This is a genomic window from Nonomuraea cavernae (assembly GCF_040655715.1).
Classification (GTDB): domain Bacteria; phylum Actinomycetota; class Actinomycetes; order Streptosporangiales; family Streptosporangiaceae; genus Nonomuraea; species Nonomuraea cavernae_A.
Map to the genome: position 1 here is coordinate 85,888 of NZ_JBFAKL010000013.1, position 14,668 is coordinate 100,555.

13 protein-coding genes and 1 pseudogene are annotated in these 14,668 nt (G+C 70.9%); 4 read left to right on the forward strand and 10 right to left on the reverse strand.

What is annotated here, in order from left to right; translation table 11 throughout:
- Positions 1–331: 331 nt before the first annotated feature.
- From cobA to AB0I38_RS20550, 6 genes are all read right to left on the reverse strand, one after another.
- Positions 332–1,564 (reverse strand): uroporphyrinogen-III C-methyltransferase, encoded by a 1,233-nt coding sequence (gene cobA / locus AB0I38_RS20525; protein WP_358470025.1) that lies wholly within the window; start codon positions 1,562–1,564, stop codon positions 332–334.
- Positions 1,565–1,647: 83 nt separating this feature from the next.
- A complete protein-coding gene (speB, locus tag AB0I38_RS20530; protein ID WP_358470028.1) occupies positions 1,648–2,661 on the reverse strand; it encodes an agmatinase in 1,014 nt (337 codons plus the stop codon).
- Positions 2,662–2,694: 33 nt separating this feature from the next.
- Positions 2,695–3,765 carry a nicotinate-nucleotide--dimethylbenzimidazole phosphoribosyltransferase gene (gene cobT / locus AB0I38_RS20535; RefSeq protein ID WP_358470031.1) on the reverse strand — a complete coding sequence of 357 codons (1,071 nt, stop codon included), beginning with the start codon at positions 3,763–3,765 and terminating at the stop codon, positions 2,695–2,697.
- Between the two features lie 20 nt (positions 3,766–3,785).
- On the reverse strand, positions 3,786–4,631 hold the full coding sequence (locus AB0I38_RS20540; protein ID WP_358470034.1) for a sirohydrochlorin chelatase: 846 nt from the start codon (positions 4,629–4,631) through the stop codon (positions 3,786–3,788).
- A gap of 66 nt (positions 4,632–4,697) precedes the next feature.
- A complete protein-coding gene (gene cbiE / locus AB0I38_RS20545; protein WP_358470037.1) occupies positions 4,698–5,873 on the reverse strand; it encodes a precorrin-6y C5,15-methyltransferase (decarboxylating) subunit CbiE in 1,176 nt (391 codons plus the stop codon).
- A gap of 81 nt (positions 5,874–5,954) precedes the next feature.
- Complete coding sequence (locus tag AB0I38_RS20550; protein ID WP_358470040.1) at positions 5,955–7,034, reverse strand: GNAT family N-acetyltransferase; 1,080 nt, start codon at positions 7,032–7,034, stop codon at positions 5,955–5,957.
- A gap of 90 nt (positions 7,035–7,124) precedes the next feature.
- Here AB0I38_RS20550 and AB0I38_RS20555 point away from each other — a divergent pair, with 90 nt between their 5' ends.
- The gene (locus AB0I38_RS20555; protein WP_358470043.1) at positions 7,125–8,111 is read left to right on the forward strand and encodes a baeRF2 domain-containing protein; all 987 of its coding nucleotides are present in this window, start codon (positions 7,125–7,127) and stop codon (positions 8,109–8,111) included.
- Positions 8,112–8,167: 56 nt separating this feature from the next.
- Here the strand turns inward: AB0I38_RS20555 and AB0I38_RS20560 are convergent, their stop codons facing one another.
- The 3 genes from AB0I38_RS20560 to AB0I38_RS20570 are packed head-to-tail and all read right to left on the reverse strand — an operon-like array spanning position 8,168 to position 10,855.
- Complete coding sequence (locus AB0I38_RS20560; RefSeq protein ID WP_358470046.1) at positions 8,168–8,734, reverse strand: LutC/YkgG family protein; 567 nt, start codon at positions 8,732–8,734, stop codon at positions 8,168–8,170.
- The gene (locus AB0I38_RS20565) at positions 8,721–10,112 is read right to left on the reverse strand and encodes a lactate utilization protein B (protein ID WP_358470049.1); all 1,392 of its coding nucleotides are present in this window, start codon (positions 10,110–10,112) and stop codon (positions 8,721–8,723) included. The genes AB0I38_RS20560 and AB0I38_RS20565 overlap by 14 nt, the downstream gene beginning before the upstream one ends.
- Positions 10,109–10,855, reverse strand: a complete 747-nt coding sequence (locus AB0I38_RS20570) for a (Fe-S)-binding protein (protein WP_358470052.1) — start codon at positions 10,853–10,855, stop codon at positions 10,109–10,111. The genes AB0I38_RS20565 and AB0I38_RS20570 overlap by 4 nt, the downstream gene beginning before the upstream one ends.
- 94 nt (positions 10,856–10,949) lie before the next feature.
- Between AB0I38_RS20570 and AB0I38_RS20575 the strand changes: the two genes are divergently transcribed.
- The 3 genes and pseudogenes from AB0I38_RS20575 to AB0I38_RS20585 form a co-directional block, all read left to right on the forward strand.
- Complete coding sequence (locus AB0I38_RS20575; protein WP_358470055.1) at positions 10,950–11,645, forward strand: FadR/GntR family transcriptional regulator; 696 nt, start codon at positions 10,950–10,952, stop codon at positions 11,643–11,645.
- A gap of 369 nt (positions 11,646–12,014) precedes the next feature.
- A complete protein-coding gene (locus AB0I38_RS20580) occupies positions 12,015–12,713 on the forward strand; it encodes a hypothetical protein (protein ID WP_358470058.1) in 699 nt (232 codons plus the stop codon).
- 114 nt (positions 12,714–12,827) lie between these two features.
- Positions 12,828–13,094, forward strand: a pseudogene (locus AB0I38_RS20585) (AMP-binding protein); the annotation flags it as partial.
- 63 nt (positions 13,095–13,157) lie between these two features.
- Here the strand turns inward: AB0I38_RS20585 and AB0I38_RS20590 are convergent.
- The gene (locus tag AB0I38_RS20590; RefSeq protein WP_358470061.1) at positions 13,158–14,603 is read right to left on the reverse strand and encodes a sulfatase family protein; all 1,446 of its coding nucleotides are present in this window, start codon (positions 14,601–14,603) and stop codon (positions 13,158–13,160) included.
- Between the last annotated feature and the right edge of the window lie 65 nt (positions 14,604–14,668).

Genomic DNA, 14,668 nt, shown 5'->3' on the forward strand with positions numbered 1-14,668 from the left:
ACGTCCCACAAAGACGGGCGCTTCGGCTCGGGCGCGTGGTCCTCGTCGGGCGAGGGGGCTCGTTCCCATAGGGAAGGACGCTTGCGCTCCGGATCGTCGGATGTGGGAGGCGGCGTCTTGGAGGCTGTTTTGGGGGTGGAAGCCGGTTTTCTGGAGGACGGCTTGCGTCGGGGGAGCGGCTCCACGGGTGTGGGGCGCTCCTCGGGGGCGGGCTGTAGGGCGTGGTCGCCCTGGGCGTCGTCGGGTGGGACGACGTCCTCCTCCGTGATGGGGCGGAAGCTCAGGGTCTGCTCCCCTGGTGGCTCCTGACGCCCGTCATCTCTGGCGGTGTTCACGGCAAGCGCTCCGCTCGAACCATCTCGACCTCCTGGCCGACCCTTACGACCTCGCCGACGATGACGATCGCCGGCGGCCGTATCCCAGCCGCGGACACGCGATCGGCCACGATGGAAAGTGGAGCGATAACCGCCCGCTGGGTCGGAAGGGTACCGTCCTGCACCACCATCACGGGAGTCTCCGGTGAACGTCCGTCTCGAAGGAGGGCTTCGGCCACCTTGGCCAGCCGTTCCAGACCCATCAGGAGGACCAGGGTCCCCTGGGAGCGAGCTACCGAGGGCCAGTCGACGGTCGATTTCGGATCATCCGGGGCCACGTGCACGGATATGACGTGGAATTCCTGACTTATCCCCCGATGCGTCACTGGGACGCCGGCCGCGGCGGGCACCGCCACGGCACTGGTGATGCCCGGCACCACGAGCACCGGGATCCCGGCCCGGGCGCAGGCGATCATCTCCTCGCCACCCCGGCCGAAGACGAACGGGTCGCCGCCCTTGAGCCTGACCACGAACTTCCCCTGCCTGGCCCGGTCGACGAGCACCTCGTTGATCGAGTCCTGCGACAGAGCCCTGCCATAGGGCACCTTGGCGGCGTCGATCAGCTCGACGTCGGGCGCCAGCTCGTCGAGGAGGGCGCGGGGCGCGAGGCGGTCGGCGACCACCACGTCGGCCTGCGCGAGCAGCTGCCGCCCGCGCACGGTGATCAGGCCGGGATCGCCGGGCCCTCCACCGACCAGGGCGACGCCGACCGGTTTGGTGCGGTTGCGCCGGGCGTCGACGGTGCCGTCGCGGAGCGCGCCCACCACCGCGTCCCTGATGCCGGCCGCTCTGCGCGGGTCGCCGCCCGCCGTGACGGCCACGGTGATCTCGTCGACCCGCCCGGAGGCCGGGGTCCACGCGGCGGAGGCGTCCTTGTCGTCGGCCCGCACGCACCAGATGCGCTTGGCCTCGGCCTCCGCGGCCACCGCCGTGTTGACGCCCCGGTCGTCGGTGCACGCCTGGACGAGCCAGGCGCCGTCACAGTCACCCACTTCGTACGGTCTGGCCTGCCAGCTCACCCTGCCCGTGGCGATCAGGTCGTCGAGCGCCGGAGTCACCACCGGCGACACCACGGTGACCACCGCACCGGCCTCGAGCAGGGCGGGCACCCGGCGCTGGGCGACGCGACCGCCGCCCACGACGAGCACTCGGCGGCCGGAAAGCCGCAGGCCGAGGAGGTAGGGGCCCATGCTGGGGAAGCTCCAGTCTGCGAAGATTGGTGTGTCCGGAGGTAAACCTACCGGTTCTTAACGCGGCAATTGCTTCGTGTGAGTTAACGCCCGTCAAGAAGGGGCTGGAGAGGATCCCAGCGAGGCCCGCCCTCGTCGTCCTTGCGGCGTCTGGCCATCGCTGACAGCGCTTCGAGGATAACGCGGTTCCCGAGGAACGCGGTGATGTCCGCGTGATCGTAGGGCGGAGCCACCTCGACCACTTCCATGCCCGCGACGGGCAACTCGTAGCAGATGCGGCGAACGGCATCGAGCAGTTGCCGGGCCGTGAGCCCGCCCGGCTCGGGAGTGCCGGTGCCGGGCGCGTGCCCGGGGTCGCACACGTCGATGTCGACGGACAGGAAGATCCGGTCGCACTCGTCGAGCGCGATCCGGAACGACTCGGTCAGGCACTCGTCGAGCCCCCGGGCCACGATCTCGGTCATCTCGTAGGAGCGCATCCGCTGCTCGGCCATCCAGGAGAGCGTCTCGGGCTCGGGCCAGTAGCCGCGCAACCCGAGCTGGAGGAACCGGTCGCCGCGAATCGCGCCCGACTCGATGAGCCGGCGCATCGGCTGGCCGTGGCCGTGCAGGTGGCCGAACTCGATGTCGCCGGTGTCGGCGTGGGCGTCGAAGTGGATCATCGAGACGCGGCCCGGTTCGTACGCCCGGGCGGTGCCGCGCGCGTCGGGCAGCGCGACCGTGTGGTCGCCGCCGAGCACGAGCGGGATCGCGCCGGAGGAGGCGACGCGGTGGACCGCGTCCTCGATGGCCGCCAGCGAGCCCTCGACGTCGCCGGAGTAGCACTCGACGTCGCCGGCGTCGAGCACCCGCAGGTCGCGCAGGGCGTCGACGCGCAGCGCCAGGCTCGGCCTGGAGCCGTCGTGCGGGAGGTAGCAGGCCTGGCGCAGGGCCATCGGGCCGAATCTGGCGCCGGGCCGATTGGAGGTGCCGCCGTCGAACGGGGCACCGATGATCACGACGTCGGCGCCGGCGTAGCTCGCCGGATCGGCGACGTCGCACCTCTCGACGCCTAGAAACGTGATGTCGGGTCCGTACATCGGGCCGTACCTGGACACACTCACCTCACTCGCTGGTCACGTGTCCCATCATCACACGGACTTTTCCGTCACTCCTGCCGAGTCGAACGTCGCGACGTCGTGCATGACGCGTACGGCTGCGCAGACCAGCGGGTGGGCGAGCAGCCCGCCGGTGCCCTCGCCGACGCGGAGTTCGAGCTCGACCAGGGGGCGCAGCCCGAGGTGGTCGAGCGCGGCGGCGTGGCCGGGCTCGGCCGAGCGGTGACCGGCGACGCAGTGGTCGGTGACGGCCGGGTCGAAGGCTGCGGCGACCAGGGCGGCGGCGCCGGCGATGACGCCGTCGAGGATCACCGGCACGCGGGCCCGCGCCCCGCCCAGAATGAAGCCGGCGATCCCGGCGTGCTCGAAGCCGCCGACGGCGGCCAGGACGCGCAGCGCGTCGCTGGGCTGGGAACCGACGGGCGTCGCGGAGTTGACGGCGAGCGCCTCGCGGACGATGGCGATCTTGTGGGTGTGCGTGTCGTCGTCGATGCCGGTGCCCCTGCCGGTCACCTCGGCGGGGTCGCGGCCGGTGAAGGCGGCGATCAGCGCGGCCGAGGCGGTGGTGTTGGCGATGCCCATGTCGCCGGTGATGAGGCAGCGGGCGCCCTCGGCGACCAGGTCGAGGGCCACCGAGATGCCGGCCTCCAGTGCCTGGACCGCCTGGTCGACGCTCATCGCGGGCCCGGCGGACAGGTCGGCCGTGCCGTACGCGATCTTGCGTTTGACCAGCCCGGGCGCGTCGGGCAGGTCGGCGGCGACACCCACGTCGACCACGGTCACCGACGCCCCGGCCTGCGCGGCGAAGGCGTTGGCCACGGCGCCGCCGGCCAGGAAGTTGGCGACCATCTGGACCGTGACCTCCTGCGGCCACGGGGTGACGCCGCGCGCGTGGACGCCGTGGTCGGCCGCGAAGATGGCCAGCGCCGCCGGCACGGGCATCGGCGGCGGGACGACGCCGGCCGCGCCCGCCAGGCGTACGGCGACGTCCTCGAGCGCGCCCAGCGAGCCCTTCGGCTTGGTGAGGCGGTCCTGGTAGGAGCGGGCCTCGGCGAGCGCCCGCGGGTCGGCGGGGCGGATCGCGGCGAGCGTTTCTGCGAGCAAGTCGAACCTCCAGGGACGGATCAGGGGACCAGCCGGAGTGCTTCCTCATAGCGGTCGATCACGACGTCGGCCAGGGTCTCACAGTCACCGATCACCTCGGCGCACCGGATGTCGAGCTCGGGATGGCCCGCGCCGTAGGCCAGTGCCTGCGCCCACACGCGTTCGAGCAGACCGCCCGCGAACAGCAGGTAGGGCACCACGATCACGCGCTTGGCGCCCAGCCGGCGGCAGCGTTCGAGGCCACCCGGCACGCCCGGAGGGGTGACGGAGACGAACGCGGTCTCGACGGTCATGAAGTCGTAGGCGTGCGTCTCCCAGAACAGGCGTGACACCCGGTGGACCTCGGCGTTGGCCGACGGGTCGGTGGAGCCCTCGCCGACCAGCACGACCGCGGTCTCTCCCGGCTCGACGTGCATCGGAAGGGTCTCGGCGAACGTCGCGTCGACGGCCCGCAACCGGGGCCTCGCACCCGCCATCTCCAGCGGGCGCGGGCGGGGCATCTCGGTGGCGGCGTCGTTGAGGCGCTCGGCCAGCAGGGCGAGCACCCGGGGGTCGGGCCCGAGCGGGCGCCCGTAGTCGTACATGAGCGTGGGGTGTCGCTTCTGTTCCAGCGCCATGGCCGCGGGGTATTCCTCGCCCACCCGGTTGAGGCTCAGCGGGAGCGCCACCAGGCGGTGGTGCCCGCGGGCGACGAGGGAGGCGACGGACTCGCTCAGCCGTGGCGTGGCGCGTTCGAGGTAGCCACCGGAGACGTCCACGGCTGTGCGATCGAGGCGGCAGCGCAGCCGATGGACGAACCTGCCGAACTCCGCGGAGTCGGCGTCGTCGTTCGAGCCCTGCCCGATCAGCAGGAGCGGGGGCTTCATTTTGAGGGTTACTCCGGTACGTAGTCGGACACGCGAGGATAACCGATGCGTGCCGATAACGACAGGTCACATGGGATGAGCCAGGACGGCGTGGAGGACGAAGACGGGGTCGGACGCGGCCAGGCTGTGTGAACCGTCGGGCTGGATGGTGAGTTTGGAGGCCAGGATCTGGGTGCCCTCCGCACGATAGCCGTGCTCGCGCAGTCGGTCGAGCACGGCCGGCACCTGTTCCAGCGACTTGAGCGCGCACACCAGCGTCCGGGGGCCGCGGGCGGCGCAGGCGACGATCACGTCGGAGCCGCCGCCGCCGACGAAGACGGCGTCGGGATCAGGCAGGGGTTCGAGGGCGGGCGGCGCCTGCCCTCGGGTCAGCGCGACCTTGACGCCGTGCTCCAGCACGGCGGCGCGGAGCCGGGCGCACGCCTCGTGATCGCGCTCGACGGCCATGACGGCCGCGCCGAGCCGGGCGCACTCGACCGCGATCTCGCCCGAGCCCGCGCCCACGTCCCAGACCAGGTCACCGAGCCGGGGGCCCAGTTTGGCCAGGATGTACGCCCGGACCTCGGCGGGGAGATGGCCCTCGAACGGCAGCGCCCATTCGGCCGGCCCCGGCTGCGCGCCGGCCACCCAGCCGTGCTCGCGGGGCCGGTGGAGCGGGTCGATGACGAGCACCACGTCGGGGTCCTTCCACGGCCGGGTGGTGGCCTCGCCCATGCGGCTGTGGGTGACGCGTTCGTCGGGGCCGCCCAGGTCCTCGCAGACGATGAGCTCGCGCGGGGTGGTGGGGGCCAGCTCCCTGGCGATCTCGGCGGGGCCGACTCCCGGCGTGACGAGCAGGGCCACCTTGGGGTGCGCCCGGCAGGCGTTGACCACCCGGTTGAGCTGGTGGACGCCGGCGGGGGCGACGACGAGCGCGTCCTCCCAGTTGAGGCCGGCGCGGGCGAAGGCGCGGGTGACCAGGGAGGTGGCGGGGAGCACGTCGGGCTGGTGGCCCCGGGCGCGCAGGGAGCGGAGCACACCGAAGAAGCCGGGATCGCCCTCGGCGATCACGACGGCCGGGCCCTCGCCGTGTTCGAGGTGCTCGTCCAGGGCTTCGAACAGCTGGTCGTCGGCCACGGTCGACGCGGTGAGGCTGAGCCGCCCGAGCAACGCGTTGGGCCCGACGACGAGCGTCGCCGACCGCAGCCGCTCGATCACCCTGATCGGCAACTCCGAGCCGTCCCACCCGACAACCGTGATCATGGCACTCACCGTCCTCACCACCCAGGGTGACTGCTGCCGGAGTGTTTCACCAGTCAGTACGTCCTCCCCCTGGCGTTCGGCTCAGGCCAGGTCGGACGGGATGAGACTGTAGACCACGAGATCGTCCCCGTGCAGCGCGTTGCGGGCGACGCCCTCGCGGACGAAGCCGGCCTTCTCGGCGACGCGTTGCGAGGCCGTGTTGGGGACGGCGGTACGGAGCGTCAGCCGCTGGAAGCCCTGGGCGCCGAACAGCCAGCGGGCGATGGCCAGCACCGCCTCGCCCGCGTAGCCGTTGCCGCGGGCCCAGGGGGCGGTCATGTAGCCGACCTCGGCCGTCCGGTTGACCCAGTCCAGGTCCCTGAGGTCGATGTTGACCGCGAAGCGCCCGCCGTCGAGCTCCACCGCCGCCCAGGCGATGCCCTGGCCTCTGGTCCTGATCCGCTCGGCGAGGGCGACGAACGCCTGCGCGTCGGCCTGGGTGTAGGCGCGCGGGATTCCGGTCATGGCCTGGGTGAGCGGGTCGGCGCCGGTGGCGGCCAGGTCGGGCACGTCCTGTTCGGCGAGCGGACGCAGCAGCAGCCGCGGGGCGCGCAGCTCGGCCCGGGGCAGTTCCTCGGAGGGAACGCGGCTGTCGCCGCGGAGCAGGCCGAAGATCACCAGGTCGTGCGGGCCGTCGTCCTCCAGGCTGGCGTCACGGAGCACGCCCTCCCAGGTGAAGCCCGCTTTCTGCGCGACGCGGAGGGACGGGAGGTTGTCCAGGTTGGCCGTCAGGTCGATCCGGCGCAGCTCGGTGGTGGCGAACACCCAGTCCACCAACCCCCGCACGGCTTCAGGAGCGAACCCGCGGCCCCGGTAGAGGGGGTGCACGCCGTAGCCGATCTCGGTGGTGCCCGCCCCCCAGGAGGTCTTGAACAGGCTGATGGCGCCCACGATGTGGCCGCTCGCGTCGGTCATGGCGAGGTGCACGCCCTGGCCGCTGTGCCGCAGCTCGTGGACACCGGTCGCGAGCCAGGTGATGACGCCGGCCACATGGGTGGGAGCGCCGGGGGGCAGGAACCGGGCGCCCGACTCCACAATGGATCTGATCCGGGCCGCGTCCGCCGGTCCGAACGGCCGGAGCAGGAGGCGCTCGGTGGCGATGCTCACATCGGGATCGAACACGCTCGGCAGGCTACACACTTGCGATGTTTGCCCCAAAAAGCGGGGGTAGAGGGCGCAATCGGTAAGGATGAGAGGCGGAGGTGGTGACCGGTGCGGCTCGACTTCATCCGGCCGCTCTACGAGCGCCGCGGGCCGTACGCGTCGGTCTACGTGGGGGAGCTGAGCGGGACCGGGCGGAGAAGCCACTGGCGCGGGGTGCGTGACCGGCTCCCTGACGCGGATCCGGCGACGTTGGACGCCCTGGAGAGGGCGGCGACCGGGCCCTCGGCACTGTTCGGCACCCACGGCGACGTGGTGATGGCCGAGCTCCTCGCCGAGCCGCCGCCGCGTGAGCTGGCCGCGTGGGCGCCGTTGCCGCACGTCACCCCCATGCTGATGCAGCGCGGCGAGAACCTGCCGCACCTGCGGGTCGTCGTGGAGCAGGCCGGGGCGGAGCTGACGGTGGTCGGCGGCGGCTCGCCGCGCAGGGCCGCCGTGGGGGCCGAGCCGTGGCCGCTGCCCAAGACCGCCCAGGGCGGGTGGGCGCGGCGGCGCTATCACGCGATGCACGGCTCCTGGGACGCGGGGGCCGTCGCCCAGGAGATCGACGAGCAGGTGCGGCGGATCGGCACCGAGCTCATCCTGGTGGCGGGCGACCCCCGGTCGTGCGCGTTGCTCTGCGACCGGCTCGGCACCAAGTCCGCGGACCGGGTGATGATGGTCGAGCACGCCAGCCGCGCGGACCACGAACGCGATGTGGAACGAGCGCTCGACCTGTGGCTCGACGGCCGCCGGGCCGAGCTGATCGATCGGCACCGCGACTCGGCGGGGCCCGTCGGGGTGGCCCGGGTCGCCCATGCCCTGCGTGAGGGGCGGGCGCAGGCGGTGCTGTCACCCGGCGAGCTGCCGCAGCCGGTGTGGATCGGCGGCGGCGGCACCCAGATGTCGGTCGACGCGGCCGAGTTGCGCCGGTGGGGCGTCGAGGAGCCGATGCGCGACCGCGCCGACTCGGCCCTGGCCAGGGCGGCGGCGATGACGGACGCCGAGCTGTGGTTCACCGACCAGGTCACCGACGTGGCGGCCGTGATCAGGCGCTGAGGTCACCGACCTGGCGACCGTGATCGGGTACTGAGGTCACCGACCTGGCGCGGTGATCAGGTACTGATGATCACTTCGAGTGTTCTGGGGCCGTGGACGCCCTCGACGCGGTTCAGCTCGATGTCGCTGGTCGCCGAGGGGCCGCTGATCCAGGTCAGCGGCCGGGCCGGGTCGAGCCTGGCGACCGCCTCGGGCACCCCCGCCACGATCTGGCCGGCCCGCACCACGCACAGGTGGTAGTCGGGCACCAGCGTCTGCGCCCTGCTCCCCTGCCCGGGCCCGGAGTCGAGGACGATCGTGCCCGTCTCGGCGATCGCCACCGCGCAGCCGGTGACCACCCCGTCGGCGTCGTGCAGGCCGGCCGGGACGCCGGCGGCCCACTCCGGGGGCAGCCCGTCAGGGACGATCATGCGCCGGTCGCCCACGAGCCCGGCGATCCTGGCGGGCACCCCGGCCGCCGGGATCACGTGCACGATCGCCCGATAGTCGCCCACCCGCTCGGCGAACAGCCCCACCAGGTCGGCGACTTCGCCCGTGGTCCGGTAGGCCCGGGGGATCTCCACCTCCGGGGCACCGTCGACGGCCCGCCTGATCCGGGCCAGAATCTCCTCACGCGCGCTCATCGCGTTCCCACCAGTCTCTGAAGGATTCGGCCGGGATCTCGGGCAGGTCTCTCGTGTCGGTCCACGCCGACGCCGGGCCCGGCAGGCGTCTGGGCACCAGCTTGCGGAGGCGGCCGGCCAGGCGTTGCGCCTTGGCCAGGCGTACGTGGTCGTTGAAGATCCAGCCCGCCACGCGCATGCCCGCGCGCTCGGCCGGCCCGTGCGGTGCCTTGGCGCGCAGGTCGACGAGCACCTCGGGGATGTCGATGGCGACCGGGCAGACCTCGAAGCAGGCGCCGCACAGGCTCGACGCGTACGGCAGCGAGGCGTCCAGGGCCGACGACATGCCCCTGAGCTGCGGGGTCAGGATCGCGCCGATCGGGCCCGGATAGACCGACCCGTACGCGTGGCCGCCGGCGCGTTCGTAGACCGGGCAGACGTTCAGGCAGGCCGAGCAGCGGATGCAGCGCAGCGCCTGGCGGCCCACCTCGTCGGCCAGCACCTCGGTGCGGCCGTTGTCGAGGAGCACCAGGTGGAAGTCCTGGCCCTCGACGGAGCCGGTCCACGTGCTGGTGTAGGGGTTCATCCGCTCGCCGGTGGAACTCCTGGGCAGCAGTTGGAGGAAGACCTCCAGGTCGCGCCAGGCGGGCAGCAGCTTCTCGATGCCGACGACGCTGATCAGGGTCTCGGGCAGGGTGAGGCACATGCGGCCGTTGCCCTCGGATTCGAGCACCACCAGCGTGCCGGTCTCGGCGACCATGAAGTTGGCGCCCGAGATCGCCACCTTGCTCCGCAGGAAGCGTTCGCGCAGGTGCAGCCGGGCGGCCTCGGCCAGCGCGGCGGGCTCGTCGGTGAGGTCCGGCGGGGCGTCGCCCATCCGGTCGAGGAAGATCTCGCGGATCTCCGCCCGGTTCCGGTGGATGGCGGGCACCAGGATGTGGCTCGGGAAGTCGTCGCCGAGTTGCACGATCAGCTCGGCCAGGTCGGTCTCGTAGGCGGTGATGCCCTGCTCGGCCAGCGCCTCGTTGAGCCCGATCTCCTGGGTGGCCATCGACTTGACCTTGACCACCTCGGTCTCGCCGGTGGCCTGGACCAGGCCCGCGACGATGCGGTTGGCCTCGGCGGCGTCCCTGGCCCAGTGGACGGTGCCACCGGCCCGGGTGACGGCCTCCTCCAACTGGATCAGGTAGCGGTCGAGGTGGCGCAGGGTCTCGTCCTTGATCGCCTTGCCGGCGGCCCGCAGTTCCTCCCAGTCCGGGAGCTCGCCAACGACCGAGGCCCGCTTGCCGCGGATGGTGTGGGTGGCTCTGCGGAGGTTGTAGCGGAGCTGCGAGTCCTGTACGGCCAGCGCCGAGTTTTGCGGGAAATTTCCGGGCATGCCGAGGAACGTGGCGCTCATGCGAATGTGCCCTCCTTGGCCGTTTCGGTCGCGGCGAGGATCTCGGCCAGGTGCATGACGCGGACGCCGGTCCGCTGCCGGCTGAGCGTGCCGCCGATGTGCAGGAGGCACGAGTTGTCGGCCGCGCAGAGCACCTCGGCGCCGGTGTCGAGGACGTTGCGCACCTTGTCGGCGCCCATCGCGGCGGAGACAGCCGGGTTCTTGACCGCGAACGTGCCCCCGAAACCGCAGCATTCGTCGGCGGCCGGGAGCGGGACGAGGTCGAGGCCGCGGACGTTCCGGAGCAGCCTGGTGGGCCGGTCCGCGAGGCGGAGGCCGCGGAGAGAGTGACACGTCGGGTGATATGTCACCCGGTGCGGGAAATATGCGCCTACGTCGTCGACCTTGAGGACATCGATCAGGAACTCGGACAGCTCGAAGACCTTGGGCGTCACCTCGGCGATCGCCGCGGCCCCCCTGCTGCCGGGCCGTACCAGCTTGGGGTACTGCTCCCGGATCATGGCGGCGCACGATCCCGACGGCGCGACGACGGCGTCGTACCCGGCGAACACCTCGGTGAAGTGGCGCGCGAGCCGTACCCCCTCCTCGCGGTAGCCGGTGTTGACGTGCATCTGGCCGCAGCAGGTCTGGGCGGCGGGGAACTCCACGTCGCAGCCGAGCCTGCGCAGCAGCGAGACGGCGGCCTTGCCGGTGCCGGGGAAGAGCGTGTCGTTCACGCACGTGATGAACAGGGCGACTCGCACCGCTCTCCTTCCAAGGTTTCGAGGTATGGTCAGACCACAATATGGTCAGACCATACCGAATCCACCACGTCGACCCAAGAACCAGGGGGAAGCGTTGACCGACACCCGCTGGCGCCCTGTCAAGCGAACCCGCACGTTCGAGGACGTACTCGCACAGATCGAACACCGCATCGCCGAGGACGGCCTGACCGCCGGTGACCGGCTCCCCGCCGAACGCCGGCTCGCCGAGCAGCTCGGGGTGAGCCGCTCGTCGGTGCGCGAGGCGATGCGCGTGCTGGAGACGCTCGGCGTGGTGTCGTCGCAGGCCGGGCGCGGCCCGGACGCCGGAGCCGTGCTCACCTCGCGCCCCGACAGCGCGCTCACCGACGTCCTCAGGCTGAACCTCGGCCTGGCCACGCTGGAGCTGCGCGAGGTGATCGACACCCGGCTGATGATCGAACGCTGGGCGGCCGCCCAGGCGGCACGGGCACGGGCCGGCACGTCCGCGCTGGCCGAGGCGCTGAAGGGGATGGACGAGGCCGGCTCGGCCGAGGAGTTCGTGGAGCACGACACCGCGTTCCACTGCGCGATCGCGGAGATCTCCGGCAACCGGCTGATCGCCGCCTTCATGCGCTCACTGCGCGAGTCGATGAGCAGGTACGCGGTGGAGGCCGTGGAACGCCTGGGCGACACGTCGGGACTCCAGGCCGACCACCGGCGCATCCTGCGAGCCGTCCACGAGGGCGATCCCGAGGAGGCGACCCGGGCGGTGACGGACCACCTGGCCCGCGCCTACCCGGCGGCGTGTTGATCGTCAACTGAACGGCATTGGATCAGCCCGTGACGAATCGAGGCCAACAGGACGCGGTAACACCTTTTCGTCGGCCCGGGCTGCCTTCGGGTGCGGATGGTGTCAACATGGGGCCTGCCATCTTTCCAAGAGCAGGGTATTCAATTGGCAAAACGTCCGAAATATCCACGGAATCGGGGTACGAGTCGGCCGAGACACTGGTGGAATCGGCCTGGTGCGAAATGGGCCGGAAGTGCGATTGCTGCCCCGGTGCTCGTTGGTGTACTCGTCTGGCTGATACAACGGCCTTTCACCCCGTCGACGCCCCCCACCGCCGCAGCCACGCCTCGCACTTCTACATCTCCCCCCAAACCGGCAGAAGTGTCACCGGTGGGGGTGGATCTCGTCCGGCTGGAACGCTCCGGCGGCGCTTCCACCTGGATTTTCCCCCACGCGATGCGCCTCTCGGACAGCGAGCTGGGCCGGCTCAACAAGATGTCCAGCTATTCCGAGGAACAGCACCAATGGCTCCGGCGGAAGGGCGCGGTCCATCCCATCGACACGAACATCAAAATCGTCGTGCACGGCACCCGGGATCGGCCGGTGCGCATAGTGGACATGAAGGTCGTCCCGCGCTGCGGTGCGCCTCTCGCGGGCAGCTTGTTCGAAAGCCCGACCGCCGGCAGCGAGGAAAGCGTCCAACTCGGGTTCGATCTGGACGAGAACAGTCCGCGAGCGAGAACCATCGTCAACAAGTCGCAATGGGGAGGCGACTATTTCCAGCGGAAGACCATCTCTCTCAAGCGTGACGAGGAGATCACCTTTCAAGTGCTCGCCAGAACGCTGAAGCACTACTGTGAATTCTCCCTGGCGCTGGAAATCCTCGATAACGGGACCCTGGTCAGGCAGGCCATCGACGATCACGGCAAGCCGTTCAAGGTCAGCGCTCTCCGGACCAGGCCGGACGAGTACGGCACTCCGGCCACCGACTACGCCGCCTATCAGGAGGTGTATGTGGGTGGGCTGCTGAATCTAGAGAACGACGGCAAGTGGCGCAGAGAAGCGCCCGGGTCCCGGCGTCCCGCGTGAGTCGGTCCAGCATGGCTGCGAGCCCGTGCCCGTCTCCAGGTCCAGCGATTGAGACGTTGACCCCCCAGTGGGACCGCGCCGACTTCGCGACGCGACCGATCCTTGCCTCCGGCTATGACGTTGAACCTGGCGAACCTGTTCGAAGCCGTGGCCTCCGCGATCCCGCGACGGGCGGCCCTGGTCTGTGGTGACCAGCGGCTGAGTTTCTCAGAGCTGGACGAACGGGCCAACGCCCTGGCTCATCATCTGAGGTCGGCGGGGGGCGAGCCGCACCAGCATGTGGGCATCCACCTGCTCAACGGGACCGAGTTCGTCGAATCACTCCTCGCCTGCCTGAAGATCCGGGCGGTGCCGATCACGATCAACTACCGCTACACCGACCGTGAGAGGAGCTCCAGGCGCACTGCCGCACGCAGATCGCCGGCGCCGGCGGCGCCGGGCGCGTCAGAGGGAGTCGGCCTCCCGGCAACCGGCCCCGGAGCAGGCGGCCATGGCCTGCAACCGCTGGTCCAGCCCCCGCATCAGCTCGGGGTCGGCGATCCGGGCCAGGTTGTGCAGTTGGTAGGGGTCGGTGACCACGTCGTAGAGCTGGAGCTCTCCGGTGTCGTACTTGACGTAGGTGTACTGCTCGGTGCGCAGCGCGGTGTAGGGCGGCACGGGCGTCTGGGCGGCCGACGCCTGGTTGAGCGGCCTGACGAACTCGATCAGCGCGTTCTTGCGCCACGGGACCGGGCGCTGCCCCCGCAGCAGCGGCTCCAGCGAGCGCCCCTCGACGAAGGGCGGCGTCGAGGCCCCGCCGAGCGCGGCGAACGTGGGCGCCAGGTCGACCGTCGCCGTCATCTCGCGGATCACTGACCCCGGCGCCACGCCGGGCCCACGCACCACGAGCGGCACCCTGATGGCCTCCTCGAACGGGGTGGTCTTGCCCTGCTTGAGGCGATGAGTGCCGAGATGGAAGCCGTTGTCGGAGCTGAAGAAGATGTAGGTGTTGTCGAGCTTGCCTGTCTCGCGCAGCTTCTCCATGACCGACCCCACAAGGTCGTCGACGCCGAGCATGGAGCGCAACCTGCTGCGGTAGCGCTCGTCGATCCGCTCGATGGCCTGCTCGGTCAGGGGTGGCCGGGCCTGCAGCCAGGCGGGCTCGCCGCTCACGTCGGCCTGGTTGAACGACGGGGTGCGCGGCGCGACGACGTCGGAGAACGCGTCGGCGTGGCGCACCGCCGGGTTGGCCGGATTGTGCGGGCCGGTCGGCGCGAGATAGAGGAAGAACGGCTCCGAGCCGGCCGCGATGAAGTCGCCGGCCTTGCGAGCGAGCACGTCGGACAGGTAGTCGCCCTCCGACCAGCCGTAGTCGACCAGGCCGCCGTTCTCGTTGAGACGGTAGCCGTACTCGGTGTAGAGGTTGCGCACCGGCACGGCCCACTCGTTCCAGCCGGACGGCACGTACGTCTCCTCGGCGGTCTCGCCCGGGTAGTGGTTGAGGAACTTGCCCATCAGCCCGGTGCGATAGCCGGCCTGCTGCATCCAGGTGCCGATCGTGGAACGTTCCAGGGCCAGGTTGTTGAAGCGGTCGAAGCCGCCCTCGGGCGCGGTGTTGGTGAGCACTCCGTGGCTGTGGACGTACTGGGAACGCAGGATGGACGCCCGCGAGGGGCAGCACCACGAGTTGGTCACGAAGAACCGGTCGAACGAGGCCCCCTGCCTCACCAACTGCTGGGTGATGTTCGGGAAGTAGGGCAGTGTCCCGGATTCGAGGTCGTCGGCGAGCACGAAGACGATGTTGGGCGGGGACTTGCGCGCCTCTCCGGCGGCCACCGTGGGCCCGGCTGCGATGACGATGAGCAGCAGGATGCACACGAGACGGCAGAGACCTTTGACCACAGACTTCACGTCCCCGATAGCGGCGCATTGACACCATGAGCTTCTCATGACCGTATAGAACTTAATTCGGGAGG